Below are 26,474 nucleotides of genomic sequence, written 5' to 3'. Positions count from 1 at the left end.
AGAGAGTATTCAACCGTCCGACCCCTGGGTCTCACGGATGTATTCGTTTAACAACGTCTGCTGCTCGCGATCCAGTTCGAGGCCTTCCAGCAGGTCCGGACGTCGTTGCCAGGTCCGTCCCAGTTGCTGTTTCAGGCGCCAGCGCCTGATTTCCTCGTGGTTGCCGCCCAGCAGCACCTCGGGTACTTGCATTCCGTCAAACTGTTCCGGCCGGGTGAAATGCGGACAGTCCAGTAACCCCTCGCAAAAGGAGTCTTCGGCCGCCGAATCCTGATGCCCGAGCACGCCGGGTACCAGCCTGGACACCGCATCGATCAGAGTCATGGCGGGCAGCTCGCCCCCGCTCAGGACAAAGTCCCCGAGCGACCATTCCTCGTCGATCTCCGTTTCCAGCAACCGCTCGTCGATACCTTCGTAACGACCGGCCACCAGTATCAGTTTGCGCCTTGAGGCCAGTTCCCGCACGCCGGCATGATCGAGCTTGCGCCCCTGGGGCGACAGATAAATCGTTGTCGCACCCTCACCCAGCGCTTCCCGGGCCGCACCTATGGCGTCCCTCAGCGGCTGAACTTTCATCAGCATGCCGGGGCCGCCGCCGTAGGGGCGATCATCGACGGTACGGTGCCTGTCGTGGGTAAAATCCCGCGGATTCCAGCACTCGACCTCGATCAGCCCGTTGCGTACGGCCCGCCCGGTAACGCCATAGGCCGTCACAGCCTCCAGCATTTCCGGGAACAGGGTGACCACACCGAACCTCACGGCTCAGAACTCCGGATCCCAGTCGACCCGAATGCAACCCTTTTCCAAGTCAATTTCACGGACCACCTGATCCGGCAGATAGGGGATCAGCCGCTCGCGGCGATCGATGCTTTCTGCCGTACCCCGCACCACCAAGACATCGTTGGCGCCGGTTTCCATCAGATGATCCACCCGCCCAAGCAGTTCGCCGGACAGGGTATATACCAACAGCTGCTCCAGCTGACTCCAGTAGTATTCGCCCTCTTCCAGCTGCGGAAGAGCGCTTTCGTCGACCGCGATCTCGGCACCGCAGTAAAGCCGCGCCACCTCGCGATCGTCGACACCGGCCAGCTTGGCGACCAGGCCCTTGCCATGTACTTTGCCGCTCTCGACGACGATGTTTTTCCACTCACCGCCTATCTTGAGCTGCCATGGCGAGTAATCGAGGATGCTTTCCATGGGCTCGGTGCTCGAATGCACCTTGACCCACCCCCGGACACCATACACCGACGTTATCTTGCCAAGTGTTACCAGAGACATCCTGCGAACCGGCCCGTCTGCTTAGGAAGCCTTGCGGGCTTCTTTGACCAGCTGAGCAACGCGCTCGGACAGGGTCGCACCGCGCTCCTGCCAGTACTCGACTCGCTCCAGGTTGACGCGCAGACTTTCTTCCTGACCGCGTGCGACCGGGTTGAAGAAACCGACGCGCTCAATAAAGCGACCATCACGCGCATTGCGAGAGTCAGCGACGGTAAGGTGGTAGAAGGGGCGCTTTTTGGAGCCGCCACGTGCCAGACGAATTGTTACCATGTGAATGGTCCCTTTATTTTCGCGAGTTTTGAGATCGCCCGCGGTTCTGGTTTCCGGTCCGGGGTGCCGCTTGCGCCGCAACCAGGATACCGGGCCTATAAAAATCAGGGCGGAGATTCTACGTCAAACCCCCGCCCGAAAAAAGCATTTTCTGGATATTTTTTAGGCAGCGCCGCACCTGCAGCGCCGGCGGTCACATCGGGAAACCGCCACCGCCGCCCATGCCCGGCGGCAACATGCCCTTCATGCCGCGCATCATCTTGGCCATTCCGCCCTTGGACGACATCTTTTTCATCATCTTGGACATCTGCTTGTGCTGTTTCAGAAGCCGGTTGACGTCCTGGATCTGGGTGCCCGAGCCCATGGCGATACGGCGTTTGCGCGATCCGGAAATGATATCGGGATTGCGGCGCTCGCCCGGCGTCATGGAGTTGATGATCGCCTCCATCTGATGCACGCCCTTCTCCGCCTTGGCGGCATCGGCCATCTGCGCCATCTGCCCCATGCCCGGCATCTTGTCGAGCAGCCCCATCATGCCGCCCATCTTTTTCATCTGCTGGATCTGCTCGCGGAAATCCTCGAGGTCGAACCCCTTGCCTTTCTTGATCTTCTTGGCGAATTTCTCCGCCTTGTCCTTGTCGAGCTTGCGCTCGGCTTCCTCGATCAGCGACAGCACGTCGCCCATGCCGAGGATACGCGAGGCAACACGGTCCGGATGGAAGGCTTCCAGGGCGTCGATCTTCTCGCCGACACCGATGAACTTGATCGGCTTTCCGGTGATATGACGCACCGAGAGCGCGGCGCCGCCGCGGGCGTCACCGTCGGTCTTGGTCAGGATCACGCCGGTCAGCGGCAGCGCCTCGCCAAAGGCCCGGGCGGTATTGGCCGCGTCCTGACCGGTCATGGCGTCGACCACGAACAGCGTTTCCACCGGATCGATGGCACTGTGCAGGCGCTTGATCTCGTCCATCATGTCGCCGTCGATATGCAGACGACCGGCGGTATCCACCAGCACCACATCATGGTGCTGAATGCGGGCGTGACCGATGGCGCCATTGGCGATATCCACCGGATCCTGGTCGGCGCTGGACGGGAAGAAGTCGACGCCCACCTCGCTGGCGAGGGTCTCGAGCTGACGAATCGCCGCCGGACGGTAGATGTCCGCCGACACCACCAGCACCTTTTTCTTCTCGCGCTCCTTGAGGTTGCGCGCCAGCTTGGCGACGGAGGTGGTCTTGCCTGCACCCTGCAGACCCGCCACCAGCACGATGGCCGGAGGCTTGGCGGCCAGGTTCAGCTTCTCGTTCGCCTCCCCCATGACCTTGACCAGCTCTTCCTGGACGATCTTGACGAATACCTGTCCCGGCGTCAGGCTCTTGCTGACCTCCTGGCCGACAGCCCGCTCCTTGACGCCCGCGACGAACTCCTTGACGACAGGCAGCGCGACGTCCGCCTCCAGCAGCGCCATGCGCACTTCGCGCAGCGTGTCCTTGATATTGTCTTCGGTGAGTTTCGCCTGGCCGGTAACGGCCTTGAGCGTTTTCGTGAGCCTTTCTGTCAGATTCTCGAACATATCCTGCCTCTGTATCTCTACGCCGGCGATGGGCGGGCGACGACTCGGGGGATTCAGTAAGATTCAGTTTCCGACGCCGCAAAGGTCGGGCATTATACAGGACCCCCGAGGCACGGGGCACCTCATATTTCACCGCCGCGTAAATTGTGACAAACTAGGCCGGCTTTTTGCCTGACCGAAGCTGCGGGCGGCGGACTCTGCCTGCGGGCGGAGCGATGACCGCGACCGCTTCGGGCACCGGGCATCACCCGAATCAGAACCCCTCATGACACTCGCGGGCTGGCGCCTTTCCATGGAGGAACCCGGATGCTGCCGACATCGATTCTAGTTGCCGCGCTCTGCTATCTGGCAGCGACCGCACTGCAATGGCGGGTCCTCAAGGGCCAGGCCAGGCCTTCGCGCAACCTGATTCGCGGGCTCGGCCTCGCGGGCCTGATCGCCCACAGCGTCACCGTCTTCCAGGTCATGAACCAGCCCGAGGGCATGAATCTCGGCTTTTTCAGCGTCGGCTGCCAGGTCGCCTGGATCCTGTCGGCGCTGGTACTGCTCAGCAGCTGCCGCCAGCAGATCGACAACCTGTTCGTCGGCGTGTTTCCACTGGCCGCCGCCACCGTGCTGACCGCAAGCCTCGACCCCGACACCAGCCTGCACCGCAGCTACGGCCCTGGGCTGATCACCCACATTCTGCTGTCCATCTTCGCCTACAGCATCTTCACCCTCGCGACCCTGCAGGCGGTACTGCTGTGGCGCCAGAATACCGCACTGAAACAGCACCACACCCGCGGGCTGGTCGCCAGCCTGCCCCCGTTGCAGACCATGGAACGACTGCTGTTCGAGATGCTCTGGACCGGCTTCCTGCTGCTGTCCGCCTCGCTGGTCAGCGGCTTCCTCTTCGTCGAGGACCTCTTCGCCCAGCATCTGGTGCACAAGACCACGCTGTCGCTGCTGGCCTGGCTGGTCTACGGCATCCTGCTGGCCGGTCATGCGCTGCTGGGCTGGCGCAGCCTCAGGGCGGTGCGCTGGACCATTGGCGGCTTCGTCGCGCTGATGCTGGCGTTCTTCGGCACCAAGCTGGTGATCGAGTTCCTGATAACAGCCTGAACCCGCCCGACAACAGCTGCAAAATCAGCAGTTTCCGCAGCGAAACCCCATTTGCCGGCGCAGTCCTTGACAGCCCCGACAGCGGGCCAGACAATGGACATCCACTCGGTTATCCTAAGGTCCCCCTGTCTTGGAAGACGCATCGATAAGTACCCTGATCGGGATTCTCATCTTCCTTATATTCTGTTCCGCATTTTTCTCCAGCTCCGAAACCGGCATGATGTCACTGAACCGGTACCGGCTGCGTCATCTGGTGAAGAACAAGCATCGCGGTGCCCGCAAGGCGAGCCACCTGCTGGAACGACCGGACCGGCTGATTGGCGTCATCCTGATCGGCAACAATTTCGTCAACATCCTCGCCTCGGCCATCGCCACCGTCATCGCCGTTCGACTCTGGGGCGACGCCGGCATCGCCATCGCCACCGCCGGCCTGACCCTGGTGATCCTGATCTTCGCCGAAGTCTCTCCCAAGACGGTCGCGGCCATGTTTCCGGAACGCATCGCCTTTCCCGCATCCTACATACTACTGCCGCTGCTGAAGCTGATCTATCCGCTGGTCTGGATCGTCAACGGCATCACCAACAGCCTCCTGCGGATGTTCGGCATCCGCTCCGGCACCGGCAACAACCATCACCTGAGCACCGAAGAGCTGCGCACCCTGGTGCACGAAGCCGGCGCCCTGCTGCCGCAGTCCAACCAGTCGATGCTGCTCGGCGTACTGGAACTGAGCGAAGTCACCGTCAACGACATCATGATCCCGCGCAACGAGGTCGAGGGGATCGATCTGGATCACGACCTCGATCATCTGCTGGAGCAGCTGTCACATACCAGCCACACCCGCCTGCCGGTCTACCACGGCGACATCAACAAGGTGGTCGGCATCCTGCACATGCGCAACCTGGCACAGCTGATTCAGCAGGGCAAGGTCACCAAGGCCGCGATCCTGCAGGTGGTACGCGAAGCCTATTTCGTGCCGGAAAGCACGCCGCTGCAGACCCAGCTGCTGAACTTCCAGAAAGAAAGCCGCCGCATCGGCCTGGTGGTCGACGAATACGGCGACATCCAGGGCGTGGTCACGCTGGAGGATATTCTCGAGGAGATCGTGGGTGAGCTGTCCGCCACCAACAAGGCCAGCAATCAGGAGATCCACCCGCAGGAGGACGGCAGCTACTTCATCGAAGGCACCGCCTACATCCGCGAGATCAACAAGAACCTCGGCTGGGACCTGCCCACCGACGGCCCCAAGACCCTCAACGGCCTGATCACCGAGCACCTGGAGTCGATCCCGGACGCCAACGTCTGCCTCGACCTGAACGGCTACCGCATCGAGACGCTGCAGATCAGCGACAACCTGATCAAAACGGTGCGGGTGCTGCGCAATATCCCCAGCATCAGCGATGAGGACGAGGAAGGCTGAATACGGGAGAAGGGTGACGGGTGACGGGATACTCGTTACGCATTACGGGGGCGCCCCGCATGCGCTCTGCCAGCCGACACCAATCGATCTGTACTGCGATCGATTTGACGGGTTACGCGATGCGCATAATCCCTGCCAAGCGTTCAAGCACTTGCCATTGCATCGCTAGACCCACCCTCCGATTCGCGGGTTCGGGACGGCTGGTTGCAATGTCATTGCAAGTAACGCCTAACGTCTTACGCATCACCCGACAGCTTTTCTTCCACGCTGGATATTTTATCCGTCATGGTCTGGTCGCGGTCGGTGCGCGTACCGACCCGCAGCGACGAAGTGATGCGGGGTGCGCCCATGTCGTGCAGCACCTCGTGGCAGCGTTTCACCGCCGCGAACACCTCGTCCCACTCGCCTTCGATATTGGTGCCGTAGGCGTGCATCTGATAGCTGAGCCCGGCCTCGCGCAGGATGCGCTGACAGGCCGCCACGTATTCCGAAACCGAGACGCCGACACCCAGCGGCACCACGCACAGATCGATCATCACCTGCATCAGCAGATCTCCCCTTTCTCGCGGCGGCGAATCTTCGCCAGTATCTCGCGTTTCTCATCGTTGCTCAGCACGCCCCACTCGGCGATCTCCATCGCGTTGCGCAGACAGCCGGTGCAAAGATCGTGATCACCGGGGCAGCAGACGCCCACACAGGGGCTGCGGACCGGCGCTTCGGTTTCGGTATTGCTCATGGTGTTCCTATTCAGATCAGCGAAGGGTGCCGGAAGCGGGGGTTTCCTGGTGCTCGGGGCGCGGCTTCATCGGAATGCGGGCATCGAACCCGACATTGAGCAGCTCCACCAGCATGTAGGCGGTCAGCCCCCAGATTATGTAATCGCCAAAGCGGTAGGCCGGCACGTAATGGGTTTTGCCACGAAACTCGACGACATCGGTACGCTGGCGACGATCCTCGAGAAAAAAGCTCAACGGCACCCGAAACAGGCTCTCGAGTTCATGCGGGTTGGGGCTGAGGACGACATCCGGCGGCACCACACCGACAAAGGGCGTGACCTGGATCAGATGCTTCGACATCACCTGACCCAGGGGACCGACCACATCGACCAGGGCCGGATCCAGCCCCACCTCTTCCTCCGCCTCCCGCAGCGCGGTATAGAGCAGGTCCGGATCGGTCGCATCCTGCTTGCCGCCGGGAAAGGCGACTTCCCCGCGGTGCGTGGACAGATGCGAGGCGCGCCGGGTAAGGATGACCTGGGGGTCCGGCTCGTCGGTCAGGGCGATCAGGACGCCTGCCCGGGACTTCATGGTTTCGAGCTGGCGGGGTCGGTAGGACGTCAGGCGATGACGTAACAACTCAAGCATCGGGATACGCAATCAAAGGATAATAGTATCATGATACCCCGGCCCGGCGGCAAAGACGAATACCGGCAGGCGAAGGCCCCCTGCGCAGGCTCCGGCTTGCGATGTGCGGAAAAGGGCCATTAGAATGACCTTTGGCCGGACACCCCATTGCCGGCAGATCGAGGAAAGGGTTTGAAATACTGCAGCCAGTGCGGAAAGAGCGTCAGCAAGAAGATTCCCGAGGGCGACAACCGTCCGCGCCACGTCTGCGATGACTGTGGCACCATCCACTACCTCAATCCCAAGATCATCGCCGGCTGTCTGCCGGTCCATGGTGACCGGGTGCTGCTGTGCCGGCGAGCCATCGAGCCCCGCCGCGGTTACTGGACGCTGCCGGCAGGTTTCATGGAAAACGGCGAGTCCACCGAGCAGGCCGCGGCCCGGGAAACCCTCGAGGAAGCCCGCGCTCAGGTACGCATCGGCGATCTCTACACCGTCACCTCGATCATTCATCTGGGCCAGGTGCAGATGCTCTACTTGGCGGAGCTGCCGCAACCGGAGTTCGGCCCCGGCGATGAATCCCTCGAGGTCGCGCTGTTCCGCGAGGATGAAATCCCCTGGGACGAACTGGCCTTCCAGACCATCCGCAACGCCCTGCGGTTCTACTTCGAGGACCGGCGCAGGCAGCACTTCCCGCTGCGCCATATCGACCTCGAAACGCGGCCCGGTCAGTACATCGACAACTGACCGGCCGACCCGGGACTGAACCCGGCTCCCGCTCAGGCCGACTTCGCGCCAGAACCGAGCCTGTACAGGTCCTCGAACTGCGCCTTGATCGGCTTGAGATTGTCCTGCACGTACGTCAGAAACGCCTCCGCCACCGGCGTCAGGTGTTTGCTGCGCGGGTAAACCGTGCACCAGGAGCGACGCAGCGGGAATCCCGCCAGCTCGGCCTGCTCCAGCAACCCGTTCTCGAGTTCGAGCTGAACGCTCAGGCGCGGCATCACCGCCACCCCCAGCCCTGCCAGCACACCGTGCTTGACCGCCGCGTTGGAGCCCAGCTCCATGATGCCGTTGAGTTGCAGCCGCTGCTCGACGCAGAAGGCCTCCAGCGCCTTGCGGGTGCCGGACCCCTGCTCGCGCAGCAGCAGCGGATACTCGAGAAAGTCCGCCAGCGTCAGATCCTTGCGCCCTGCCAGCGCATGTCCGCGGGGCAGCACCGGGATCAGTTCGTTGTCGAGAAACGGCATGAAGGTCAGGGAGCGATCCTCCGGCACCATGCCCATGATCACCAGATCGTCGTGGTTTTCCGCCAGCCGCTCGATCGCCTGGGCGCGATTCACCACCTTCAGCTTCACATCGACCTTGGGATACTGCTTGAGAAAGCCCGCCAGCAGATGCGGCACCACATACTGCGCGGTACTCACCGCGGCCAGGTTCAGGGTGCCCCAGACGGTTCCTTCCAGCTCGGACAGCTGCATCTGCAGGTTTTCCAGCTCGCCGAAAACCTGCTGCACAGAACGCGCGACCTGCTCGCCGGCGGCGGTGGTATAGAGCTTCTTGCCGACGTAGTCGAACAACGGCTGCCCCAGCGCCTGCTCCAGCTGGCGCACCTGGGCACTGATTGCCGGCTGCGTCAGACCAAGCTCGGTGGCGGCACGACTGTAGCCCTTGAGCCGATAGACCGCAGCGAATACCTGGAGCTGACGGAACGACAGTCGGTTCAGCAGCTGCGGCAGCGTGTAAGCCATAAAAGGTCCTCGATCAAAGATTCGGTTTCAGCCCCTGGCACGCGCTGCAAGCAGGACGTCAGAATCAGGCATAAGCAGAAATTTATACAAATTAAAAAAAATATCAATTTTAACTGACGACTGGCTCTGTACTAATTTAGAGACTCAGCGGCGTCCCGTGACCGAGCCTCAGGGATTCCGCACCCGACGGAGGAGCAGCATGTTCAAGAAGTTACTGATCGCCAACCGCGGCGAAATAGCGGTGCGCATCGTGCGTGCCTGCGCCGAAATGGGTATCCGCTCGGTGGCGATCTACACCGAACCGGACCGGCACGCCCTGCACGTCAAGCGTGCGGACGAGGCCCACTTCGTGGGCGAAGATCCGCTGGCCGGTTATCTCGACCCTCGCCGTATCGTCAACCTCGCCGCCGAAACCGGCTGCGACGCCATCCACCCCGGCTACGGTTTCCTGTCCGAAAACTCCGAATTCGCGCGCATCTGCGCCGAGCGCAACATTGCCTTCGTCGGCCCTGCCGCCGATGTAATCGCCCGCATGGGCGACAAGACCGCCGCCCGTGACAGCATGATCAGGGCCGGCGTGCCGGTCACCCCCGGCTCCGAAGGCAACCTCGCCGACCTCGACGAAGCCATCACCGTGGCCGAAAAGATCGGCTATCCGGTCATGCTCAAGGCCACCTCCGGCGGCGGCGGCCGCGGCATTCGCCGTTGCGACAGCCCGGACGAGCTGCGCGCACAGTATCCGCGCGTGATCTCCGAGGCCACCAAGGCGTTCGGTTCGGCCGAGGTCTTCCTGGAGAAGTGCATCGTCGACCCGAAACACATCGAGGTGCAGATTCTCGCCGACAGCCAGGGCAACGCCATTCACCTGTTCGAGCGCGACTGCTCCATCCAGCGCCGCAACCAGAAGCTGATCGAGATCGCCCCCAGCCCCCAGCTGACACCGGAACAGCGTGCCTACGTCGGCGAGCTGGCGGTCAAGGCCGCCAAGGCGGTCGGCTACGAAAACGCCGGCACCGTCGAGTTCCTGCAGACCGACAATGAAGTCTACTTCATGGAGATGAACACCCGGGTCCAGGTGGAGCACACCATCACCGAGCAGATCACCGGCGTGGACATCGTGCGCGAGCAGATTCGCATCGCCGCCGGACTGCCGCTGCAGTATCGCCAGCAGGATATCCAGCACCGCGGCTTTGCGCTGCAGTTCCGCATCAATGCCGAGGACCCGAAGAACAACTTCCTGCCGAGTTTCGGCAAGGTGACACGCTACTATGCGCCGGGCGGCCCCGGGGTGCGCACCGACACCGCCATCTACACCGGCTACACCATTCCGCCCTACTTCGACTCGATGTGCCTCAAGCTCATCGTCTGGGCGCTGAACTGGGAAGACGCCCTCGATCGCGGCTCCCGAGCGCTGGCGGACATGCGCCTTCAGGGCATTCGCACCACCGCACCCTACTACCAGGAAATCCTCAAGAACCCGGAATTCCGCAGCGGCGTCTTCAATACCAGCTTCGTACCGAACCATCCGGAGCTGCTGCAGTATTCGGAAAAACGACACCCCAGTGAACTCGCGCTGGCGATCGCCGCCGCGGTAGCGGCCCACGCCGGGCTCTAACCCGGGACTGAAGGAGTAAAATATGAGCAAGATAAAAGTAACCGACGTCATCCTGCGCGATGCCCATCAGTCCCTGATCGCCACCCGCATGCGCACCGAAGACATGCTGCCGATCTGCGACAAGCTCGACCAGGTTGGCTACTGGTCGCTGGAAGTCTGGGGCGGCGCCACCTTCGACGCCTGCGTCCGTTTCCTCAAGGAAGATCCGTGGGAGCGCCTGCGCAAACTGCGCGAAGCGCTGCCGAACACCCGTCTACAGATGCTGCTGCGCGGTCAGAACCTGCTCGGCTACCGCCACTATGCCGATGACGTCGTCGAGGCATTCGTCGAAAAGGCGGCGGCCAACGGCATCGACGTGTTCCGCGTATTCGACGCGCTGAACGACCTGCGCAACCTCGAAACCGCCATCCGCGCGGTGAAGAAAGCCGGCAAGCATGCCCAGGGCACCATCTGCTACACCACCAGCCCTGTGCACACCACCGAGCTCTACGTCGCGCAGGCAAAAGCCCTGAAAGAAATGGGCGCCGACTCCCTGGCGCTCAAGGACATGGCCGGCCTGCTGACGCCTTACGCCACCTATGATCTGGTCAAGGCGCTGCGCGAAGCGGTCGACCTGCCGATCTTCATTCACTCCCACAGCACCGCGGGCCTGGCGGCCCAGTGCCAGCTGAAGGCCATCGAGGCCGGCGCCGAGCATATCGACACCGCCATCTCCGCCTTCGCCTCCGGCACCAGCCACCCGGCCACCGAGTCGCAGGTTGCGGCGCTGCGCGGCACCAAGTACGACACCGGACTGGATCTGGAGCTGCTGCAGGAAATCGCCGACTACTTCAGCGAGGTACGCAAGAAGTACCACCAGTTCGAGAGCGAGTTTACCCGCGAGGACGTATCGGTACAGATCAACCAGGTGCCGGGCGGCATGATGTCGAACCTCGCCAACCAGCTGAAAGAGCAGCATGCGCTGGGCCGGATCCGCGAAGTGTTCGCCGAAATTCCACGCGTGCGCGAGGACCTCGGCTTCCCGCCGCTGGTCACGCCGACCTCCCAGATCGTCGGCACCCAGGCGGTACTCAACGTACTTGCCGGCGAGCGCTACAAGACCATCACCAACGAGGTGAAGCGCTACCTCGCGGGCGGCTACGGCCAGCCGCCGGCGCCGGTCAACGCCGGGTTGCAGAAGCAGGCCATCGGCAACGGCGAGGTGATCGACGGTCGCCCGGCCGACCAGTTGCCGCCGGAAATGGCGCGCCTGCGCGCCGAGATCGGCGAACTGGCGCAGAGCGACGAGGACGTGCTGACCTTCGCCATGTTCCAGGATATCGGCCGCCAGTTCCTCAGCGAGCGTGCCGCCGGCACCCTGCAGCCCGAAGCCCTGCAGCCGCCGGCCGGCAGCGACCAGCGCCCGGTCGACGAGGGCGTGCCGACCGAGTTCAGCATCGACGTGCACGGCGAGACCTACGAGGTCTCGATCACCGGCGTCGGCAACCTCGACTCCGGCAAGCGCCACGTCTTCCTGACCCTCGACGGCATGCCTGAAGAAGTGCTGTTCGAGCCGAAGAACCTCTACGTGTCGGGCGGCGCCAGCGGTCGCGCCAAGGCCTCCGCGCCGGGCCATGTCACCACCTCGATGCCGGGCAACATCGTCGACGTTCTGGTGGCGGTGGGCGACAAGGTCGACGCCGGCAAGGCGGTGCTCGTGACCGAAGCGATGAAGATGGAAACCGAGGTGCAGGCGCCGATCGGCGGTACCGTGACCGCAGTGCACGTGGTCAAGGGCGACCGCGTCACCCCCGGCGAGGTCCTGATCGAGATCGAGTGACGCGTTAGGCGTTAACAGCGCATAACTCGCTGTGATAAAAAGCCGCTCTCGGGCGGCTTTTTGTTATGGATGGCAGTGCGTTGGACGAAGAGCCTGTACAACACCACACCCAACCGCGCCGAAACCACGGACCGGAGGCTGGGTAGAGCGATGCATCGCAGAGGCCTTCACGCCCACACCGGTTCGCAGGCATCGCGAAACCGCCAGGGAAGGCGGAAATCCTGATTACGCAGGAGCGGTTATCAGGGAACCCGCAATATCGATCGCAGTACAGATCGATTGGTTTCAGCCGGCACAGCGGTAGACTAGGCCCTAACCACCCCACACACAGGAACCGTAGGGCACCTTGAGCGAAGCGAAACGTGCCGCAAAATCGGTGCCGTTCGCTTCGCTGTGGGCACGCTACGGCATGATCAGGCCACTTCCAGGGCGGCAGACCGCCGCGACGGCTGCCACTGGCTGAGGACAACGCCGCCGATCACCAGCGCCGAGGCAGCCAGCTGTTCGTAATTCAGGGTCTCGCGCAGCACCAGGTACGCCAGGATCAGGGTGAAAACCGGAATCAGGTTGATGTAGGCGGATGCCTGGCTGGCCGGCATCCGGGAAACCCCCAGGTTGTAGAGGCCGTAAGCGAATATATTGACCGCCACGCCAAGGAACAGTATCGCCGCCACGGCTTGCGGTATCCAGGCATCGGGCAGGCTGACCTGCGGCAGCGCCAGCGACGGCAGGAAAAACAGCGCGCCACAGAATGACTGCAGCGCCGTCAGCAGCCAGGGCGAATAGCGTGACGACAACCGCTTCAGGCACAGGGTGTAAACGGTGGCGCAGAGCATAGCGCAGAATTCGAGAAAGTTGCCCAGCAGCGGATTCGGCGCGGCGGCGCTTTCCTCGGCCGCAAGGCTCAGCCAGACCGCGCCGGCAACGGCCAGAGCAAAGCCGGCCCAGGCCTGCCGGTGCAGGCGCTCGCGCAGCCAGAACCAGGCCCCGACCGCCACCAGCAGCGGCAGCAGCGCCGTGATCATGCCGGCCTGGGCGGCGCTGGTGTACTGCAGCGCGCTGGCTTCGAAGAGGAAATAGAGACAGGGCTCCGCCAGCATCAGTCCGGCGAGCAGTTTCCAGTCGCCGGGGCGGTAGTCGACGGGGCCAAAGCGCTTCAGCAGCCAGACAAAACAGCAGGACGCGACCAGCATGCGACCAGTCAGCACCACCATCGGATGGTAATGGGCAAAAGCGTACTTGAGCACCACAAAGGAACTCCCCCACAGCAGCATGGCGACTATCAGACAGAGCATCGGCAAAGCGCGGGAATTCATGGGCCAGTCCTCGATAGGGCGGAGTCGCGGGTGCAACGGCGGACCGGGCAGATTAGCGCCGATAACGGATAAGTGAAGCGAATAATTTTTAATCTGCATTAGCAATACTTATCGCCAGAGTGCCGTATTGCTTCGGCGTCCAGCGCGCCGGTGCTAGAATGCGCGCTTTGCGAGCGAGTCCGCCACCATGACGCTGCTGGTTACCACCTGGATCAAGTTCTCCTTCCTGTTCGCCCCCTTCTTCGTGGTCTCGATGTTTCTCTCCCTGACCCGCAACGAGAGCCGCGCTGAACGACGCTCGATCGCCAACCGGGCCGTATTCGCCGCTTTCTGCATTTCCCTGGTGCTGTTCTTTTTCGGCACACCGATGTTCGAGGCCCTCGGCATCACCCTGGACTCCTTTCGCATCGGCGCCGGTATCCTGCTGTTTCTGTCCGGGGTGAGCCTGGTAAGGGATGGCGTACGCGTCAACGCCGAGGTGCCCAACGAGCAGCGGGACGATGTGGCCGTGGTGCCGCTGGCGCTGCCCACCATCATAGGCCCGGCAACCATCGGTGCCATCCTGGTCTACGGTGCGGAAATGCGGGGCATGGACATGGTCTGGGGCATCGGCGGCATGATGCTGGCGCTGGGCTGCCTGCTGGCGCTGCTGCATACCGCCAGCGCGATGGAGAAACTGCTCGGCCGCACCGGCCTCAATATCCTCAGCAAGGTAACCGGCCTGATCCTGTCGGCGATGGCGTCGCAAATCGTGCTGACCGGGATCCACGGCTTCATGCAAAGCAACGGCCTCTGAACAGCCCGCGAGCAGACTGATGAGAAGCGTCATCGAGGCAGTCGAGACAAGGCAAAAACAGGCGAAAAAACGCAGTTTAGTGAACTAAATCAGCATTTTGAGCCTGTTTTTAACGCAGTATTCGACAACGCAGATAGATTTTCATCAGCCTGCTAAACTGCATCGGGAGGGCCACAGGGAGATCCCAATATGCTGAGGTTGATGATGGTGCTGGCGGTGGTTGCAGTCGGCTTTGTCAGCATGAAAAGCTGCGACAGCGCCGTTTCGCTGCAGAACCAGCAGACGCTGATGCATAAGCAGGAAATTGAAGAAAAACTTCAGCAAAGCGAAGTCCAGGTGCGCGAACGGCTCGAGCAGAGCGAGGCGCTGATGCGTCAGCGCGACGAGCCCTGACACAACGCCGGCTCAACCTCCTGCGCGCGGGCGGCAAGCAGAAGATCGGTCATCGCGTCCACCGGCAGCGGTCTGGCGAACAGATAGCCCTGTCCCTCTTCGCAACCGATACCATTGAGAAACGCATGCTGCTCGGGGGTCTCGATACCTTCCGCCACCGTCGCCAGTCCAAGGTGGCGCGCAACTTCCAGCACCGCCCGGATGATAGCGCAGCCATCACCGTCGGCTGGCAGGCCATGCACAAAGGCACGGTCAATCTTCAGCTTGTCGATCGGGAAGCGCTTCAGGTAGGCGAGACTGGAATAGCCGGTGCCGAAATCGTCCATCGCCAGCCCCACGCCCAGTGCCCGCAATTCATGCAGCAGCGCCCGCGTTTCGTCCTGACGCTGCATCAGCACGGTTTCGGTCAGCTCCAGCGTCAGCAGGCCGGCGGGTAGCCGAGTCTCCGCCAGCGCGCCCGCCACTTCGTTGACCAGCCCCGGTGTCAGCTGACAGGCGGAGACGTTGACCGCCACCGGAATCTCCAGCCCCTGCGCCCGCCAGAGCGCCGCCTGCAGGCACGCCGAGCGCAGTACCCAGTGACCGATAGCCCCTATCATGCCGGTTTCCTCGGCCAGCGGAACAAAGCGGTCCGGCCCGACCGGCCCCAGCTCCGCCGAATGCCAGCGCAGCAACACTTCGCAGCCGATCAGGGCGCCGTCCGACAATCGGTACTGGGGCTGGTAGTTCAGGCTCAGCTCATCGTTGGCAAGCGCCTGGCGCAACGCCTGCTCCATCTGCAGCCGCTGCGCCAGGCTGTCGTTGATTTCCCGGGTGAAGAATTGAGATCGGTTTCGTCCCTGCGCCTTGGCGTGATGTAGTGCCGCCGCAGCATTGCTCAGCAGCGTTTCCACGTTTTCGCCATCCGCCGGGAAGGCGGCGATACCGATACTCTGGGTCATCACAAGGTCGACGCCACTCTGGCGCAGCGGCTCCGACAGATGCTTGAGCAGCCGGCGGGCCAGCCCCGCGACCTCGAACATCGAATGCCCGTCCTGTACCAGAACGGCAAAGACGTCGCCGCCGAGGCGAAATACCGTATCCTCCGCGCGCACCTGATGCCTTAGTCGCTGGGCCAGCTGCTGGAGCACCCGGTCTCCGGTAGCGTGACCAAGGGAATCATTGATGTATTCGAGTCGGTCGATGCCAACCAGCAGCAGCGCAAAGCCGATTTCCGGGTGGCGCCGCGACAGCGCCACGGCCTGCGAGATCCGCTCTTCCAGCATGCGCCGATTCGGCAGGTCGGTCAGCGGATCGAAGTTGGCCAGATAGCTGAGGCGCTCCTCGACCCGCTTGTGTTCACTGATGTCGCTGAGGGTGGCAATGTAATTCTCGACATCGCCCGCAGCGTTACGGCAGACGCTGATCGACAGCCACTGTGGATAGATTTCGCCGCTCTTGCGCCGGTTCCAGACCTCGCCCTGCCAGTGGCCGTCGCGGTGAAGCTCCTGCCAGAGCTTCTGGTAAAACGCCTTGTCGTGCCGCCCGGATCCCATGAAGCCCGGGTCCCGCCCCACCGCTTCATCGGCCACGTATCCGGTGATCTGGCTGTAAGCGCCATTCACCGCCAGGATGCGGTTGCCGGCATCGGAGATGATGATGCCCTCGCGCGCCGCCTCGAACACCCGCGCCGACAGCTGCAACTGCCGGGAATTGCGCTCCAGCGCCTCCTGACTGCGATCGATGCTGGACTGGTATTGCCGGAACAACCGGCGCAGCCAGCGGGCGTAGACCAGCGACAGCAGCAGCGTGATCAGCGCCGCGACGCCCAGCGCCACCAGCAGCCGGTAAATGTTCTGACGCAGTCCGTCCCGCATCTGCGTCCATTGCTGCTGCAACTGCTGGCCTGCATCCTCCGGGAAGATACCCGAGACCAGTACCCAGTCCGCCATCGGCAGGTTTTCCGCCCGCAGCAACACCGGCGCCAGCTCGCCCGAAACCGGATGGCGCCAGCGAGTCTCGATGAAGCCTTCGCTCGACATCTGTGACCGCTCGAGCAGCGGCCGCAGGTTACCTGCGTCCTGCAACGCCTGCACCGCCCTGACGCCGCCGTCAGGGAGCGTGATACTGGGGTAACGCACCACCTTTCCACGGCCGTCCAGCACCGCCAGAAAGGTCTGCCCATCCCGTTCCAGCCGATCGAGCCGGTCCAGCACCAGCGCCTTGAGGTCCTCGCGAATCCGGAACACGTAATCGCCGGTGCCGAGAATCCAGCCATAGGGATCGAAACGGCGCACATAGGTGATTTTCTGCGCCTTGGCGCCGTCGCCGCCCGGCACGTACCAGTCATAGCTGACGAACCCCGCCCCCTCGTGATTGGCGACGGTATCGAGGATTGCGCGCGTGCTTTGCCGCATCAGCGGGTCGCTGTGCTCAAGCTGATTGGTGCCTTCGACGCTCGGTATGACCGGGGACAGCAGCGACCAGCCCTTGCCGTCGTCGACGAAGAAATATCCACGGCCGTTGAAGAAGCGCTGATCACGCAGCGCGGCAAGAATCAGGGCCTGCACCTCGCTGTCCGGCAGGCGCCAGCGCTCTCGCCTGTAAAGCGCAGAGGCAATGCTGTGGGCCTGATTCACCTGCTCCCGGGCCTCTTGTCGCAGAATCGATTCGGCGCGGTCGAAAACGAAGCTGGCCTGCTCCCTGACCGTTTCGATACTGGCCTGTAATTGTGCGTGCAGGGCGGCGTCGAACTCGGCTTCCAGGGTCTGGAGCTGCGCTTCGCGCTGCGAGTAGTTGGCCGCCATCAGATAGCCGATGATGACCAGCAGCAGTACGGCCACCGTACCGACCATGCCCAGGACCAGGTAACGGGGAAGAGCTTGCGAGTTGATTCGATAATCCAAGGTCAGCGGTATCCGTGCCAGCAGCGCCGTGCCCAGCGGGGCCTAAAGTTGACAAACCGCGTCTTGTAGCAGAGGGGCAATCGCCTTGCAAATGCGGCCGCGCTTTTGGCTGACCTGGATCAATAGATGCAGGAAAACGGCATGTACAGCCCTATTCGGAGCTGCCGGCTTGGACCGAACGGATGGCGGACGTCAGAGAGCCTCAAGGCGCCAGACGTCGTATGCCACTTCCTCGTAGGGGTGGGCGAGTTTTAGCGCCGCAATCGCCGCGTCGATTCGGTCATTGGCGCAGACCACCTCGACCTTCCATTCCTCGAGCTGCTCCAGCGCCCCCTGTTCGCCAATGTGCGGGTTGCTGCCGGCGAGCGGTCGGAACTGACCGGTCCCCCGGGTCTGCCAGCAGCAGCTGTCGTAGTCGCCAATCCGGCCGGCGCCGGCGTCGAACACCGCCTGCTTGACCGCTTCGAGATTGGCATCCGGAACGAAAAAGCAGAGTTTGTACATGGGCATGCTCCCTGGGTTTTACGTAGGTTGGGTCTAGCACCGAAGGACCGTAACCCAACAGCCGTGCCAACTGACACCAATCGATCTGTACTGCGATCAATATTGGGGGTTACGCGATGCCCATAAGGCGGAACAATCGTTCAATTTCATTGGACTGCATCGCTAGACCCACCCTCCGGTTCCGACTTCGTAGTCGGGTAGGTTGGGTCTAGCACCGAAGGTGCGTAACCCAACAGCCGTGCCTAGCGCAGGCCCAGCACGTCCTGCATGTCATAGAGTCCGGGCTCCTGTTCGCCGAGCCAGCGGGCGGCGCGCACGGCGCCCTTGGCGAAGGTCATGCGGCTGCTGGCCTTGTGCGTCAGCTCGATGCGCTCACCCTCGGTGGCGAACAACACCGTGTGATCACCGACCACATCGCCGGCACGGATGGTCTCGAAACCGATCTCCTTGCGGGTGCGCGGACCGATCTGGCCTTCGCGGCCATAAACCGCGCATTCCTTCAGATCGCGTCCCAGCGCATCGGCCACCACTTCGCCCAGGCGCAGCGCGGTGCCCGAGGGCGAATCCACCTTGTGACGGTGATGCGCCTCGATCACCTCGATATCGTAGTCGTCGCCGAGGGTGCGGGCGATCAGATCCAGCACCTTGAAGCAGACGTTGACGCCGACGCTCATATTGGGCGCGAACATGATCGGAATCTGCCGGCCACGCAGCTTGAGTTCGGATTTCTGGCTTTCGGTCAGACCGGTGGTGCCGATCACGATCTTCTTGCCGTGCTGCGCGCACAGGGCGACGTTTTCCATCGTCGCCTGCGGCGTGGTGAAGTCGATCAGCACGTCGAAATCGTCCAGCACGCTGGTGAGGTCTGCGACCAGTGCCACGCCCAGCCTGCCGACGCCCGCCAGCTCGCCGGCATCGGCACCGATCAGCGAACTGCCCGGCTCGACGATGGCAGCGCTCAGCTCCACGCCTTCGGCCAGCTGCAACGCCTCGATATTGGTCTTGCCCATTCGACCGGCCGCACCGGTTACCGCTACTCGAATCATCGTGTCAGAATCTCTGTCGGAAAACTGTTCGGGAGGCATCGACTGCCTCAGCTATCGTCCTTGGGGAACGACTGGTTCATGTCCAGTGCCGGCTTGTCGCAGCCGGGGTGACCCACCACCCGGGCCGGCACGCCGACCACGGTGGTATGTGGCGGCACGCTCTCCAGCACCACGCTGCCACCGCCGACCTTGGCGCCGGCGCCGATCTCGATATTGCCGAAGATCTTGGCGCCGGCGGCGATCAGCACGCCTTCGCGGATCTTCGGGTGGCGGTCGCCGCTTTCCTTGCCGGTACCGCCGAGGGTGACGTTCTGCAGGATGGAGACATCGTTCTCCACCACGCTGGTTTCGCCAATGACGATACCGGTGGCGTGGTCCAGCATCACCCCGCGCCCGATACGGGCCGCCGGATGAATGTCGACCTGCAGCGTGGAACTGACGCGGCTCTGAATATACAGCGCCAGCGCGCGGCGCTCCTCGCGCCAGAAGTAATGCGCAATACGGTAGGACTGCAACGCGTGAAAGCCCTTCAGGTAGAGCATCACGGTGCAGAGACTGTCGACCGCCGGGTCACGGGTGGTAACGGCCAGAAGGTCCTGGCAGGCACACTCGATAATCACGGGATCCTGGGCGTAGGCCTTCTCGATCAGCTCACGCATCGAGACCGCCGACATGACTTCGTCGGCCAGCTTCGACGCCAGCAGAAACGACAGCGCGGACGCCAGATCCTGGTGGCTGATGATGGCGGCGTGGTAGAAGCTGGCGAGAAAGGGCTCGCGCTCCACTTCCCGACGCGCCTCATCCTGGATGCGTGACCAGAGCGCTTCGGGCTCCACGGCAATGCTGTTCATGCTTCCCCCTGGTTGGGCAGCCGGGGCGCCGGGGCGCCCCACTGAATGTCACGACCCTCAGGGTCGGTATCAGGTCATATCCTCGAAGAACTGCTTCACGGAATCGAAGAACGACGTTTTTTTCGGGCTGTGCTTGTGATCGCTGCCTTCTTCTGTCGCCTGCTGAAACTCCTTGAGCAGTTCCTTCTGGCGGCTGGTCAGGTGCACCGGCGTCTCGATCACGACACGCACCAGCAGGTCGCCGGTGGGGCCGCCACGCACCGGGCTCACGCCCTTGCCGCGCAGCCGGAACAGCTTTCCGGTCTGGGTCTCGGCCGGCACCCGCAGCTTGACCCGGCCATCGAGGGTCGGCACTTCAAGCTCGCCGCCGAGTGCAGCGTCGACAAAACTGATCGGCACTTCGCAGTATAGGTTGCGCCCGTCACGTTCGAAGATCGGATGCTGCTGCACGTTGACCTGAACATAGAGATCGCCCGCCGGCCCGCCGTGGCTGCCCGCCTCTCCCTCGCCGGACAGACGGATACGGTCGCCGGTGTCGACCCCCGGGGGAATCTTGACCGACAGCGTCTTGACCTTCTCGACACGGCCGTGACCGCGGCAGCTGCCGCAGGGGTCGGAAATGACCTTGCCTTCGCCGCGACAGGTCGGGCAAGTCTGCTGTACCGAGAAGAACCCCTGCTGCATGCGCACCTGGCCGTGGCCACCGCAGGTGCCGCAGGCCTTGGCGCTGGTGCCGGGCTTGGCACCGGAGCCGTCACAGGTATCGCAGGGCACCAGGGTCGGTACCTTGATGGATTTTTCGACGCCGCGAACCGCCTCTTCGAGGCTCAGGTCGAGGTTGTAGCGCAGATCCGCGCCGCGCTGCACCGAGCTGCGACGACGACCGCCACCGCCGCCTCCGAAAATATCGCCGAAGACGTCACCGAAGATATCGGAGAAGCTGCCATCGAAGCCGCCGCCACCGAAACCGCCGGCCCCCTGCTCGAGACCGGCATGACCGTACTGGTCGTAGGCGGCCTTCTTCTGCGCGTCGGACAGCACCTCGTAGGCCTCGTTGACCTCCTTGAACTTGTCCTCGGCCTCGGCGTCCCCCGGGTTGCGGTCCGGGTGGAACTTCATGGCCATGCGCCGGTAGGCTTTCTTGATATCGCGGTCGGAGGTATCGCGCGACACCCCCAGCACTTCGTAATAATCTCGTTTCGACATAAGCGGATCTGTCATGTTTCGGCGGTCTGACCGCCGGGAACCGGACACGACAACGCGGGCTGTCGCCCGCGCTGCCTCGTTTCAGAGCCTGACGCCCACGCGGACACTGACTGCCCGGCGCGGTGCGTCACAGGTTCGACGACTTACTTCTTGTCGTCCTTGACCTCTTCGAACTCCGCATCGACGGCGTCGTCGCCGGTCTTGCCGGAAGCCTGCTCGGCGCCCGCCTCACCGGCTTCGGCCTGCTGAGCGGCGTCCGCGTACATCTTCTGGGCGATGCCGGAGATGGCTTCGGTCAGCGCAGCGGTCCTGGTCTCGATATCGTCCTTGCTGTCGCCTTTGAGGGCTTCTTCCAGCTCGGTGATGGCTTTCTCGACCTGCTCCTTCTCTTCGGCGGTCGCCTTGTCGCCAGCCTCTTCGAGGGTTTTGCGCGCGGAGTGAACCATGGCGTCGCCCTGGTTGCGGGCCTGCGCCAGTTCCTCGAACTTGCGGTCCTCTTCGGCGTGGGACTCGGCATCCTGCACCATCTGATCGATCTCTTCGTCGGACAGGCCGGACGAGGCCTTGATCACGATGGACTGCTGCTTGCCGGTCGCCTTGTCCTTGGCGGACACGTTGAGGATACCGTTGGCGTCCAGGTCGAAGGTGACTTCGATCTGCGGCACGCCGCGCGGCGCCGGCGGAATGTCGGCCAGGTCGAAACGGCCCAGCGACTTGTTCTGCGCCGCCTGCTTGCGCTCGCCCTGTACCACGTGAATGGTGACGGCACCCTGGTTGTCGTCGGCGGTCGAGAAAATCTGCGACTTCTTGGTCGGGATAGTGGTGTTCTTCTCGATCAGCGGCGTGGCGACGCCACCCATGGTTTCGATACCGAGGGTCAGCGGGGTCACGTCGAGCAGCAGTACGTCTTTGACGTCGCCGGACAGGACCGCGCCCTGGATGGCGGCGCCGATGGCGACGGCTTCATCCGGGTTGACGTCCTTGCGCGCGTCCTTGCCGAAGAACTCGGCAACGGAACGCTGAACCAGCGGCATACGGGTCTGACCGCCGACCAGGATGATCTCGTCGATGTCGGAGGCGCCGAGGTCGGCGTCCTTCAGCGCAATGCGGCACGGCTCGAGCGAACGCTTGACCAGTTCCTCGACCAGGGACTCCAGCTTGGCGCGGGTGACCTTGACGTTGAGGTGCTTGGGACCGGTGGCGTCGGCGGTGATGTACGGCAGGTTGACGTCGGTCTGCTGCGCGGAGGACAGCTCGACCTTGGCCTTTTCCGCCGCTTCCTTCAGACGCTGCAGCGCCAGCGGATCGTGGTGCAGATCGATGCCGGATTCCTTCTTGAACTCTTCGGCCAGGTAGTTGATCAGCTTGAGGTCGAAGTCTTCACCACCGAGGAAGGTGTCGCCGTTGGTGGCCAGTACCTCGAACTGATGCTCGCCGTCGACGTCCGCGATCTCGATGATGGAGATATCGAAGGTACCGCCACCGAGGTCGTATACGGCGATGGTGCGGTCACCCTTGCCCTTGTCCAGACCGTAGGCCAGTGCGGCGGCGGTCGGCTCGTTGATGATGCGCTTGACCTCGAGACCGGCGATGCGACCGGCGTCCTTGGTGGCCTGACGCTGGGAGTCGTTGAAGTAGGCCGGTACGGTGATGACCGCTTCGGTCACCGGCTCGCCCAGGTAGTCCTCGGCGGTCTTCTTCATCTTCTTCAGCACTTCGGCGGAAACCTGCGGTGCGGCCATCTTCTTGCCCTTGACCTCGACCCAGGCGTCGCCGTTGTCGGCTTCGACGATCTTGTACGGCACCATCTTGATGTCTTTCTGCACGACGTCGTCGGAGAAGCGGCGACCGATCAGGCGCTTGATCGCGAACAGGGTGTTGTCCGGGTTGGTGACAGCCTGACGCTTGGCCGGCTGGCCGACCAGGGTCTCGCCATCATCGGTATAGGCGATGATGGACGGGGTGGTGCGATCGCCCTCGGCGTTCTCGATTACCTTGGTTTTTTCACCGTCGAGGATAGCCACGCAGGAGTTGGTGGTCCCCAGGTCGATACCGATGATTTTACCCATTCGTCTTCACTCCAGTGTTTAGCAGTGCCCGCCCGGGGGGCGGCACGAAATCCGATTAATACAGCTTGAATCTCTATATGAGTCCGCCGGATGCAGTTTCAAGGGCGGACGCGCAAACTTTGATCAAAACCAGAGCCTCATTGGGACTGGTTTACAGGCTCCTAACTAGCCCTTGGCGACCATCACCATCGCCGGACGCAGCAGACGGCCGCTCAGGGTGTAACCCTTCTGCACCACCGTCACCACGGTATTGGGTGCGGCGTCCGGTACCTGCACCATCGACATCGCCTGGTGCAGCGCCGGGTCGAAGGTTTCGCCCTGCGGATCCACCGGCTCGACATTGAACTTGCCAAGACCCGACAGCAGCATGCCGAGGGTCATCTCGACACCTTCGCGAATCGCCTTGTTGGCCTCGTCGTCGCCGCAGGCCTCGATGGCGCGCTCCAGGCTGTCGACGATAGGCAGCATCTCGTTGGCGAACTTCTCGACACCGAACTTGTGCGCCTTCTCGACATCCTGCTCTGCACGACGGCGAACGTTCTGGGCTTCCGCCTGGATCCGCAGCATCTGATCGCGCAGCGCTTCCGCCTCGGCGGAGGCTTTCTCCAGGTCCGCAGCCAGGGTGGCGGCGTCGGGCAGCTCGGCGGCATCGGCCTCGGGCGAGTCTGAGGCGCTGTCGGCGGCCTGGGCTTCCGCTTCGGCGCTCTGTGCCGCGGAGTCTTCGGTTACCGGGGTCTCAAGCGTTTCGTCCGCCGGATGCTTCTGCTGTTCTGCCATGCGTTTTCTCCACCACAAGGATGATTGCTCAGTAATACTGGTGCTCTATATGGGGCTATTCGTCGGCGATTCAACCGTCGCCCCGGAAATTTTTTGCACGCCTGAGCGCTTGCCGATTGCAACGCCCGTGGAAATGACCTATACAATGAAAACACTGTATGAAAACACAGGTACGAACAGATCATGCTCAGTCAGTTGACGATTCGCAACTTCGCCATTGTCGAAAGTCTGGACCTTGAACTTCAAACCGGCATGACCGTGGTCAGCGGCGAAACCGGCGCCGGCAAATCCATCATGCTCGATGCCCTGGGCCTGGCCCTGGGCGATCGCGCCGAGAGCGGCGTGGTGCGCGTTGGCGCCGAGCGCGCCGAGATCGTCGCCCGCTTCGATCTCAGCCAGCTGCCCACCGCAGCCGCCTGGCTCGAAGCCCAGGACCTGGATCAGGACGGCGAGTGCCTGTTGCGGCGCGTGATCACCGCCGAGGGCCGCTCGCGTTCCTACATCAATGGCCAGCCCTGTCCGGTTGCCGCGGTACGCGCCCTGTCCGGCCACCTGGTCGACATTCACGGCCAGCACGAGCACCAGCGCCTGCTCAAGCGCGAGTATCACCGCACCCTGCTCGACGAGTACGCCGGGCAGATGAGCCGCGCGGAGCAGGTACGCGAGCGCTACCAGGAATGGCGCCGCCTCGACCAGGAACTCAAAACCCTGACCGAGCAGAGCGAGGAGCAGACCGCCCGCATTCAGCTGCTGAGCTATCAGACCGAGGAACTCGACCAGCTGGGCCTTGCCGAGGGCGAGCTCGAAGCGCTGGAAGAAGAGCAGAAAATGCTCGAGAACGCCGGCCAGATCCTGCATACCGGACACCAGTTACTGCAGCTGACCGCCGACAGCGACCAGGAAAACTGCCTTGGCCTGCTGAACCACTGCGAACAGCTTTTGGCGTCGCTCGACAGCCAGTCACCGGCACTGCAGCAGGCCGCCGAAATGCTCAGCAGCGCCCAGATCCAGATCGAAGAGGCGAGCCAGGAAGTACGGCACTACCTCGACCGCGTCGAGGTCGACCCCGGCCGGCTGCAGCAGGTCGAGGAGCGCCTGAGCGGCATTTACGACCTTGCCCGCAAGCACCGCATCCAGCCCGAAGAGCTGATCGAGTTCCACCAGCGCCTGCGCCGCGAACTCGAGTCCCTGAGTCGCTCGGACGAAGAGCTCGACGCCCTGGCCGCGCGCGCCGGCAAGGCCCGCGACGCCTATCTCGACAACGCCACCAAACTGAGCCAGGCGCGGCAGAAAGCGGCGCGCAAGCTGGCCAGGGCCGTCGACGGCCAGCTGCACGAGCTGGGCATGCCGGTGGCGCAGTTCGAGGTCGCCCTAACCGAGCTGCCGGCGGAGCGCCGCGGCCCGCAGGGACTGGAGGACGTCGAGTTCCTGATCACCGCCAACCGCGGTCAGCCGGCCCGTCCGCTGGGCAAGGTCGCCTCGGGCGGCGAACTGTCGCGCATCAGCCTGGCGATCCAGGTGATCACCGCCGAAACCTCCTCGACCCCGACGCTGGTATTCGACGAGGTCGACGTCGGCATCGGCGGCGCCATCGCCGAAGTGGTCGGCCGCAAACTGCGCGAACTCGGTGAGCGCGCCCAGATCCTCTGCGTCACCCACCAGCCCCAGGTCGCCTCCCAGGGCCACCAGCACCTGTTCGTCAGCAAGAAAAACGGCACCGCCCGTACCCAGACCCGCATCCGCAACCTCGGTCGCGACGACCGTGTACAGGAAGTCGCCCGCATGCTCGGCGGCATCGACATCACCGAACGCTCGATGGCGCACGCACGGGAAATGCTTGGGTTGGGGTGATGTGGTGAGGCGTGAGGCGTGAGGCGTGAGGCGTGAGGCGTGAGGCGTGAGGCGTGAGGCGTGAGGCGTGAGGCGTGAGGCGTGAGGCGTGAGGCGTGAGGCGTGAGGCGTGAGGCGTGAGGCGTGAGGCGTGGATCAGTATGGCTGTACTGAACCACGGATCAATCCCCGGCAATAAGACTTCGCGGGCAGGTGGTGTCGTTCGAGCAGAGAGGCTCTGATGAAGTCACATTACAGACTGGAAGCCTGGCAAGCCGCTATGGCCCTCGTAAGATCAATCTATCTCTGGAGCCAGCCATTTCCGGAGGATGAACGGTTCGGCCTCACGGCTCAGATCCGCCGTGCCGCCATATCCATTCCATCTAACATTGCAGAAGGCGCTGGCAGGGGATCTACCAGCGCCTTCTGTTATTTCCTGAAAATAGCCCGTGGCTCTCTGAGCGAACTGGAAACGCAGTACTTGATTGCTTCGGACTTGGGATTCAATAGCCGTGACAAGGATCTGGAAGCGCAGATCAACCGGACGAGCATGCTGATTTCGGGGCTACTTCGCCGCCTGGCAAAGCACTGAACCAACGAAGCCAGCACCCTTTACGCCTCACGCCTAACCCCT

25 protein-coding genes are annotated in these 26,474 nt (G+C 63.0%); 9 read left to right on the top strand and 16 right to left on the bottom strand.

What is annotated here, in order from left to right; all coding sequences use genetic code 11:
* Positions 1 to 9: 9 nt before the first annotated feature.
* The 4 genes from trmD to ffh all read right to left on the bottom strand — a co-directional run bounded on the left by trmD (position 10) and on the right by ffh (position 3,121).
* Positions 10 to 759, bottom strand: a complete 750-nt coding sequence (trmD, locus tag IEX85_RS05430) for a tRNA (guanosine(37)-N1)-methyltransferase TrmD (RefSeq protein WP_188859161.1) — start codon at positions 757 to 759, stop codon at positions 10 to 12.
* 3 nt (positions 760 to 762) lie between these two features.
* Positions 763 to 1,278, bottom strand: a complete 516-nt coding sequence (rimM, locus tag IEX85_RS05425) for a ribosome maturation factor RimM (RefSeq protein WP_188859159.1) — start codon at positions 1,276 to 1,278, stop codon at positions 763 to 765.
* A 21-nt stretch (positions 1,279 to 1,299) separates the two neighbouring features.
* Positions 1,300 to 1,548 carry a 30S ribosomal protein S16 gene (gene rpsP, locus IEX85_RS05420; protein ID WP_188859157.1) on the bottom strand — a complete coding sequence of 83 codons (249 nt, stop codon included), beginning with the start codon at positions 1,546 to 1,548 and terminating at the stop codon, positions 1,300 to 1,302.
* A 193-nt stretch (positions 1,549 to 1,741) separates the two neighbouring features.
* Entirely contained in the window at positions 1,742 to 3,121 is a 1,380-nt protein-coding gene (gene ffh / locus IEX85_RS05415; RefSeq protein ID WP_188859154.1) for a signal recognition particle protein, read from the bottom strand.
* 306 nt (positions 3,122 to 3,427) lie between these two features.
* Between ffh and IEX85_RS05410 the strand changes: the two genes are divergently transcribed.
* Positions 3,428 to 4,222 carry a cytochrome C assembly family protein gene (locus IEX85_RS05410; RefSeq protein ID WP_188859152.1) on the top strand — a complete coding sequence of 265 codons (795 nt, stop codon included), beginning with the start codon at positions 3,428 to 3,430 and terminating at the stop codon, positions 4,220 to 4,222.
* A 130-nt stretch (positions 4,223 to 4,352) separates the two neighbouring features.
* Entirely contained in the window at positions 4,353 to 5,639 is a 1,287-nt protein-coding gene (locus tag IEX85_RS05405) for an HlyC/CorC family transporter (protein ID WP_188859143.1), read from the top strand.
* A 236-nt stretch (positions 5,640 to 5,875) separates the two neighbouring features.
* Here IEX85_RS05405 and IEX85_RS05400 read toward each other — a convergent pair whose 3' ends face one another.
* Genes IEX85_RS05400 through IEX85_RS05390 form a run of 3 tightly spaced genes read right to left on the bottom strand, consistent with a single transcriptional unit; the run spans position 5,876 to position 7,003 of the window.
* Positions 5,876 to 6,184, bottom strand: a complete 309-nt coding sequence (locus IEX85_RS05400) for an MTH1187 family thiamine-binding protein (protein ID WP_188859141.1) — start codon at positions 6,182 to 6,184, stop codon at positions 5,876 to 5,878.
* Positions 6,184 to 6,375, bottom strand: coding sequence for a DUF1289 domain-containing protein (locus IEX85_RS05395; protein ID WP_188859139.1), 192 nt, complete (start codon positions 6,373 to 6,375; stop codon positions 6,184 to 6,186). Before IEX85_RS05395 ends, IEX85_RS05400 begins: the two co-directional genes overlap by 1 nt.
* A gap of 16 nt (positions 6,376 to 6,391) precedes the next feature.
* Complete coding sequence (locus IEX85_RS05390) at positions 6,392 to 7,003, bottom strand: CoA pyrophosphatase (RefSeq protein ID WP_188859137.1); 612 nt, start codon at positions 7,001 to 7,003, stop codon at positions 6,392 to 6,394.
* 171 nt (positions 7,004 to 7,174) lie between these two features.
* Between IEX85_RS05390 and IEX85_RS05385 the strand changes: the two genes are divergently transcribed.
* Positions 7,175 to 7,729, top strand: a complete 555-nt coding sequence (locus IEX85_RS05385; protein ID WP_188859135.1) for an NUDIX hydrolase — start codon at positions 7,175 to 7,177, stop codon at positions 7,727 to 7,729.
* Positions 7,730 to 7,761: 32 nt separating this feature from the next.
* On the opposite strand, the gene IEX85_RS05380 is transcribed toward IEX85_RS05385, so the two are convergent.
* Positions 7,762 to 8,733 carry a LysR family transcriptional regulator gene (locus IEX85_RS05380; protein WP_188859133.1) on the bottom strand — a complete coding sequence of 324 codons (972 nt, stop codon included), beginning with the start codon at positions 8,731 to 8,733 and terminating at the stop codon, positions 7,762 to 7,764.
* Between the two features lie 199 nt (positions 8,734 to 8,932).
* On the opposite strand from IEX85_RS05380, the gene IEX85_RS05375 reads away from it, so the two are divergent.
* Both IEX85_RS05375 and oadA read left to right on the top strand, forming a co-directional pair.
* On the top strand, positions 8,933 to 10,348 hold the full coding sequence (locus IEX85_RS05375; protein ID WP_188859131.1) for an acetyl-CoA carboxylase biotin carboxylase subunit: 1,416 nt from the start codon (positions 8,933 to 8,935) through the stop codon (positions 10,346 to 10,348).
* A 22-nt stretch (positions 10,349 to 10,370) separates the two neighbouring features.
* A complete protein-coding gene (gene oadA / locus IEX85_RS05370; RefSeq protein WP_188859129.1) occupies positions 10,371 to 12,167 on the top strand; it encodes a sodium-extruding oxaloacetate decarboxylase subunit alpha in 1,797 nt (598 codons plus the stop codon).
* 413 nt (positions 12,168 to 12,580) lie between these two features.
* Here oadA and IEX85_RS05365 read toward each other — a convergent pair whose 3' ends face one another.
* Complete coding sequence (locus tag IEX85_RS05365; protein WP_188859127.1) at positions 12,581 to 13,483, bottom strand: DMT family transporter; 903 nt, start codon at positions 13,481 to 13,483, stop codon at positions 12,581 to 12,583.
* 187 nt (positions 13,484 to 13,670) lie between these two features.
* Between IEX85_RS05365 and IEX85_RS05360 the strand changes: the two genes are divergently transcribed.
* A complete protein-coding gene (locus IEX85_RS05360; RefSeq protein WP_188859125.1) occupies positions 13,671 to 14,279 on the top strand; it encodes a MarC family protein in 609 nt (202 codons plus the stop codon).
* Positions 14,280 to 14,468: 189 nt separating this feature from the next.
* Positions 14,469 to 14,672, top strand: coding sequence for a hypothetical protein (locus IEX85_RS05355; protein ID WP_188859122.1), 204 nt, complete (start codon positions 14,469 to 14,471; stop codon positions 14,670 to 14,672).
* Here IEX85_RS05355 and IEX85_RS05350 read toward each other — a convergent pair.
* The 7 genes from IEX85_RS05350 to grpE form a co-directional block, all read right to left on the bottom strand.
* Positions 14,654 to 17,557, bottom strand: a complete 2,904-nt coding sequence (locus IEX85_RS05350) for a bifunctional diguanylate cyclase/phosphodiesterase (RefSeq protein WP_188859120.1) — start codon at positions 17,555 to 17,557, stop codon at positions 14,654 to 14,656. The genes IEX85_RS05355 and IEX85_RS05350 overlap by 19 nt on opposite strands.
* A gap of 192 nt (positions 17,558 to 17,749) precedes the next feature.
* A complete protein-coding gene (locus tag IEX85_RS05345) occupies positions 17,750 to 18,061 on the bottom strand; it encodes a YqfO family protein (protein WP_188859118.1) in 312 nt (103 codons plus the stop codon).
* Positions 18,062 to 18,303: 242 nt separating this feature from the next.
* Positions 18,304 to 19,107: a 4-hydroxy-tetrahydrodipicolinate reductase gene (dapB, locus tag IEX85_RS05340; protein ID WP_188859116.1), complete on the bottom strand. Its 804-nt coding sequence runs from the start codon at positions 19,105 to 19,107 to the stop codon at positions 18,304 to 18,306.
* 47 nt (positions 19,108 to 19,154) lie between these two features.
* Entirely contained in the window at positions 19,155 to 19,958 is an 804-nt protein-coding gene (gene cysE, locus IEX85_RS05335) for a serine O-acetyltransferase (RefSeq protein WP_188859114.1), read from the bottom strand.
* A 69-nt stretch (positions 19,959 to 20,027) separates the two neighbouring features.
* Positions 20,028 to 21,164, bottom strand: a complete 1,137-nt coding sequence (gene dnaJ, locus IEX85_RS05330) for a molecular chaperone DnaJ (RefSeq protein WP_188859112.1) — start codon at positions 21,162 to 21,164, stop codon at positions 20,028 to 20,030.
* 143 nt (positions 21,165 to 21,307) lie between these two features.
* Positions 21,308 to 23,233 (bottom strand): molecular chaperone DnaK, encoded by a 1,926-nt coding sequence (gene dnaK, locus IEX85_RS05325; RefSeq protein ID WP_188859110.1) that lies wholly within the window; start codon positions 23,231 to 23,233, stop codon positions 21,308 to 21,310.
* Between the two features lie 165 nt (positions 23,234 to 23,398).
* Positions 23,399 to 24,010 carry a nucleotide exchange factor GrpE gene (grpE, locus tag IEX85_RS05320; protein WP_188859102.1) on the bottom strand — a complete coding sequence of 204 codons (612 nt, stop codon included), beginning with the start codon at positions 24,008 to 24,010 and terminating at the stop codon, positions 23,399 to 23,401.
* A 183-nt stretch (positions 24,011 to 24,193) separates the two neighbouring features.
* Between grpE and recN the strand changes: the two genes are divergently transcribed.
* Together recN and IEX85_RS05310 are read left to right on the top strand one after the other, a co-directional pair.
* Positions 24,194 to 25,861: a DNA repair protein RecN gene (gene recN / locus IEX85_RS05315; RefSeq protein ID WP_188859101.1), complete on the top strand. Its 1,668-nt coding sequence runs from the start codon at positions 24,194 to 24,196 to the stop codon at positions 25,859 to 25,861.
* 220 nt (positions 25,862 to 26,081) lie between these two features.
* Entirely contained in the window at positions 26,082 to 26,432 is a 351-nt protein-coding gene (locus tag IEX85_RS05310) for a four helix bundle protein (RefSeq protein ID WP_188859099.1), read from the top strand.
* The last annotated feature ends 42 nt before the right edge of the window (positions 26,433 to 26,474 follow it).

The organism is Marinobacterium nitratireducens (assembly GCF_014645375.1).
Lineage (GTDB): Bacteria > Pseudomonadota > Gammaproteobacteria > Pseudomonadales > Balneatricaceae > Marinobacterium_A > Marinobacterium_A nitratireducens.
This window is presented reverse-complemented; position numbering and strand designations above follow the sequence as displayed.

What these genes read in the sequence shown, in the direction of transcription:
- rimM (WP_188859159.1), bottom strand. Translation starts at nt 1,278, where the DNA reads ATGTCTCTGGTAACACTTGGCAAGATAACGTCGGTGTATGGTGTCCGG.
- rpsP (WP_188859157.1), bottom strand. Translation starts at nt 1,548, where the DNA reads ATGGTAACAATTCGTCTGGCACGTGGCGGCTCCAAAAAGCGCCCCTTC.
- ffh (WP_188859154.1), bottom strand. Translation starts at nt 3,121, where the DNA reads ATGTTCGAGAATCTGACAGAAAGGCTCACGAAAACGCTCAAGGCCGTT.
- IEX85_RS05410 (WP_188859152.1), top strand. Translation starts at nt 3,428, where the DNA reads ATGCTGCCGACATCGATTCTAGTTGCCGCGCTCTGCTATCTGGCAGCG.
- IEX85_RS05400 (WP_188859141.1), bottom strand. Translation starts at nt 6,184, where the DNA reads ATGCAGGTGATGATCGATCTGTGCGTGGTGCCGCTGGGTGTCGGCGTC.
- IEX85_RS05395 (WP_188859139.1), bottom strand. Translation starts at nt 6,375, where the DNA reads ATGAGCAATACCGAAACCGAAGCGCCGGTCCGCAGCCCCTGTGTGGGC.
- IEX85_RS05390 (WP_188859137.1), bottom strand. Translation starts at nt 7,003, where the DNA reads ATGCTTGAGTTGTTACGTCATCGCCTGACGTCCTACCGACCCCGCCAG.
- IEX85_RS05380 (WP_188859133.1), bottom strand. Translation starts at nt 8,733, where the DNA reads ATGGCTTACACGCTGCCGCAGCTGCTGAACCGACTGTCGTTCCGTCAG.
- IEX85_RS05375 (WP_188859131.1), top strand. Translation starts at nt 8,933, where the DNA reads ATGTTCAAGAAGTTACTGATCGCCAACCGCGGCGAAATAGCGGTGCGC.
- oadA (WP_188859129.1), top strand. Translation starts at nt 10,371, where the DNA reads ATGAGCAAGATAAAAGTAACCGACGTCATCCTGCGCGATGCCCATCAG.
- IEX85_RS05365 (WP_188859127.1), bottom strand. Translation starts at nt 13,483, where the DNA reads ATGAATTCCCGCGCTTTGCCGATGCTCTGTCTGATAGTCGCCATGCTG.
- IEX85_RS05360 (WP_188859125.1), top strand. Translation starts at nt 13,671, where the DNA reads ATGACGCTGCTGGTTACCACCTGGATCAAGTTCTCCTTCCTGTTCGCC.
- IEX85_RS05355 (WP_188859122.1), top strand. Translation starts at nt 14,469, where the DNA reads ATGCTGAGGTTGATGATGGTGCTGGCGGTGGTTGCAGTCGGCTTTGTC.
- IEX85_RS05345 (WP_188859118.1), bottom strand. Translation starts at nt 18,061, where the DNA reads ATGTACAAACTCTGCTTTTTCGTTCCGGATGCCAATCTCGAAGCGGTC.
- dapB (WP_188859116.1), bottom strand. Translation starts at nt 19,107, where the DNA reads ATGATTCGAGTAGCGGTAACCGGTGCGGCCGGTCGAATGGGCAAGACC.
- cysE (WP_188859114.1), bottom strand. Translation starts at nt 19,958, where the DNA reads ATGAACAGCATTGCCGTGGAGCCCGAAGCGCTCTGGTCACGCATCCAG.
- dnaJ (WP_188859112.1), bottom strand. Translation starts at nt 21,164, where the DNA reads ATGTCGAAACGAGATTATTACGAAGTGCTGGGGGTGTCGCGCGATACC.
- dnaK (WP_188859110.1), bottom strand. Translation starts at nt 23,233, where the DNA reads ATGGGTAAAATCATCGGTATCGACCTGGGGACCACCAACTCCTGCGTG.
- grpE (WP_188859102.1), bottom strand. Translation starts at nt 24,010, where the DNA reads ATGGCAGAACAGCAGAAGCATCCGGCGGACGAAACGCTTGAGACCCCG.
- recN (WP_188859101.1), top strand. Translation starts at nt 24,194, where the DNA reads ATGCTCAGTCAGTTGACGATTCGCAACTTCGCCATTGTCGAAAGTCTG.
- IEX85_RS05310 (WP_188859099.1), top strand. Translation starts at nt 26,082, where the DNA reads ATGAAGTCACATTACAGACTGGAAGCCTGGCAAGCCGCTATGGCCCTC.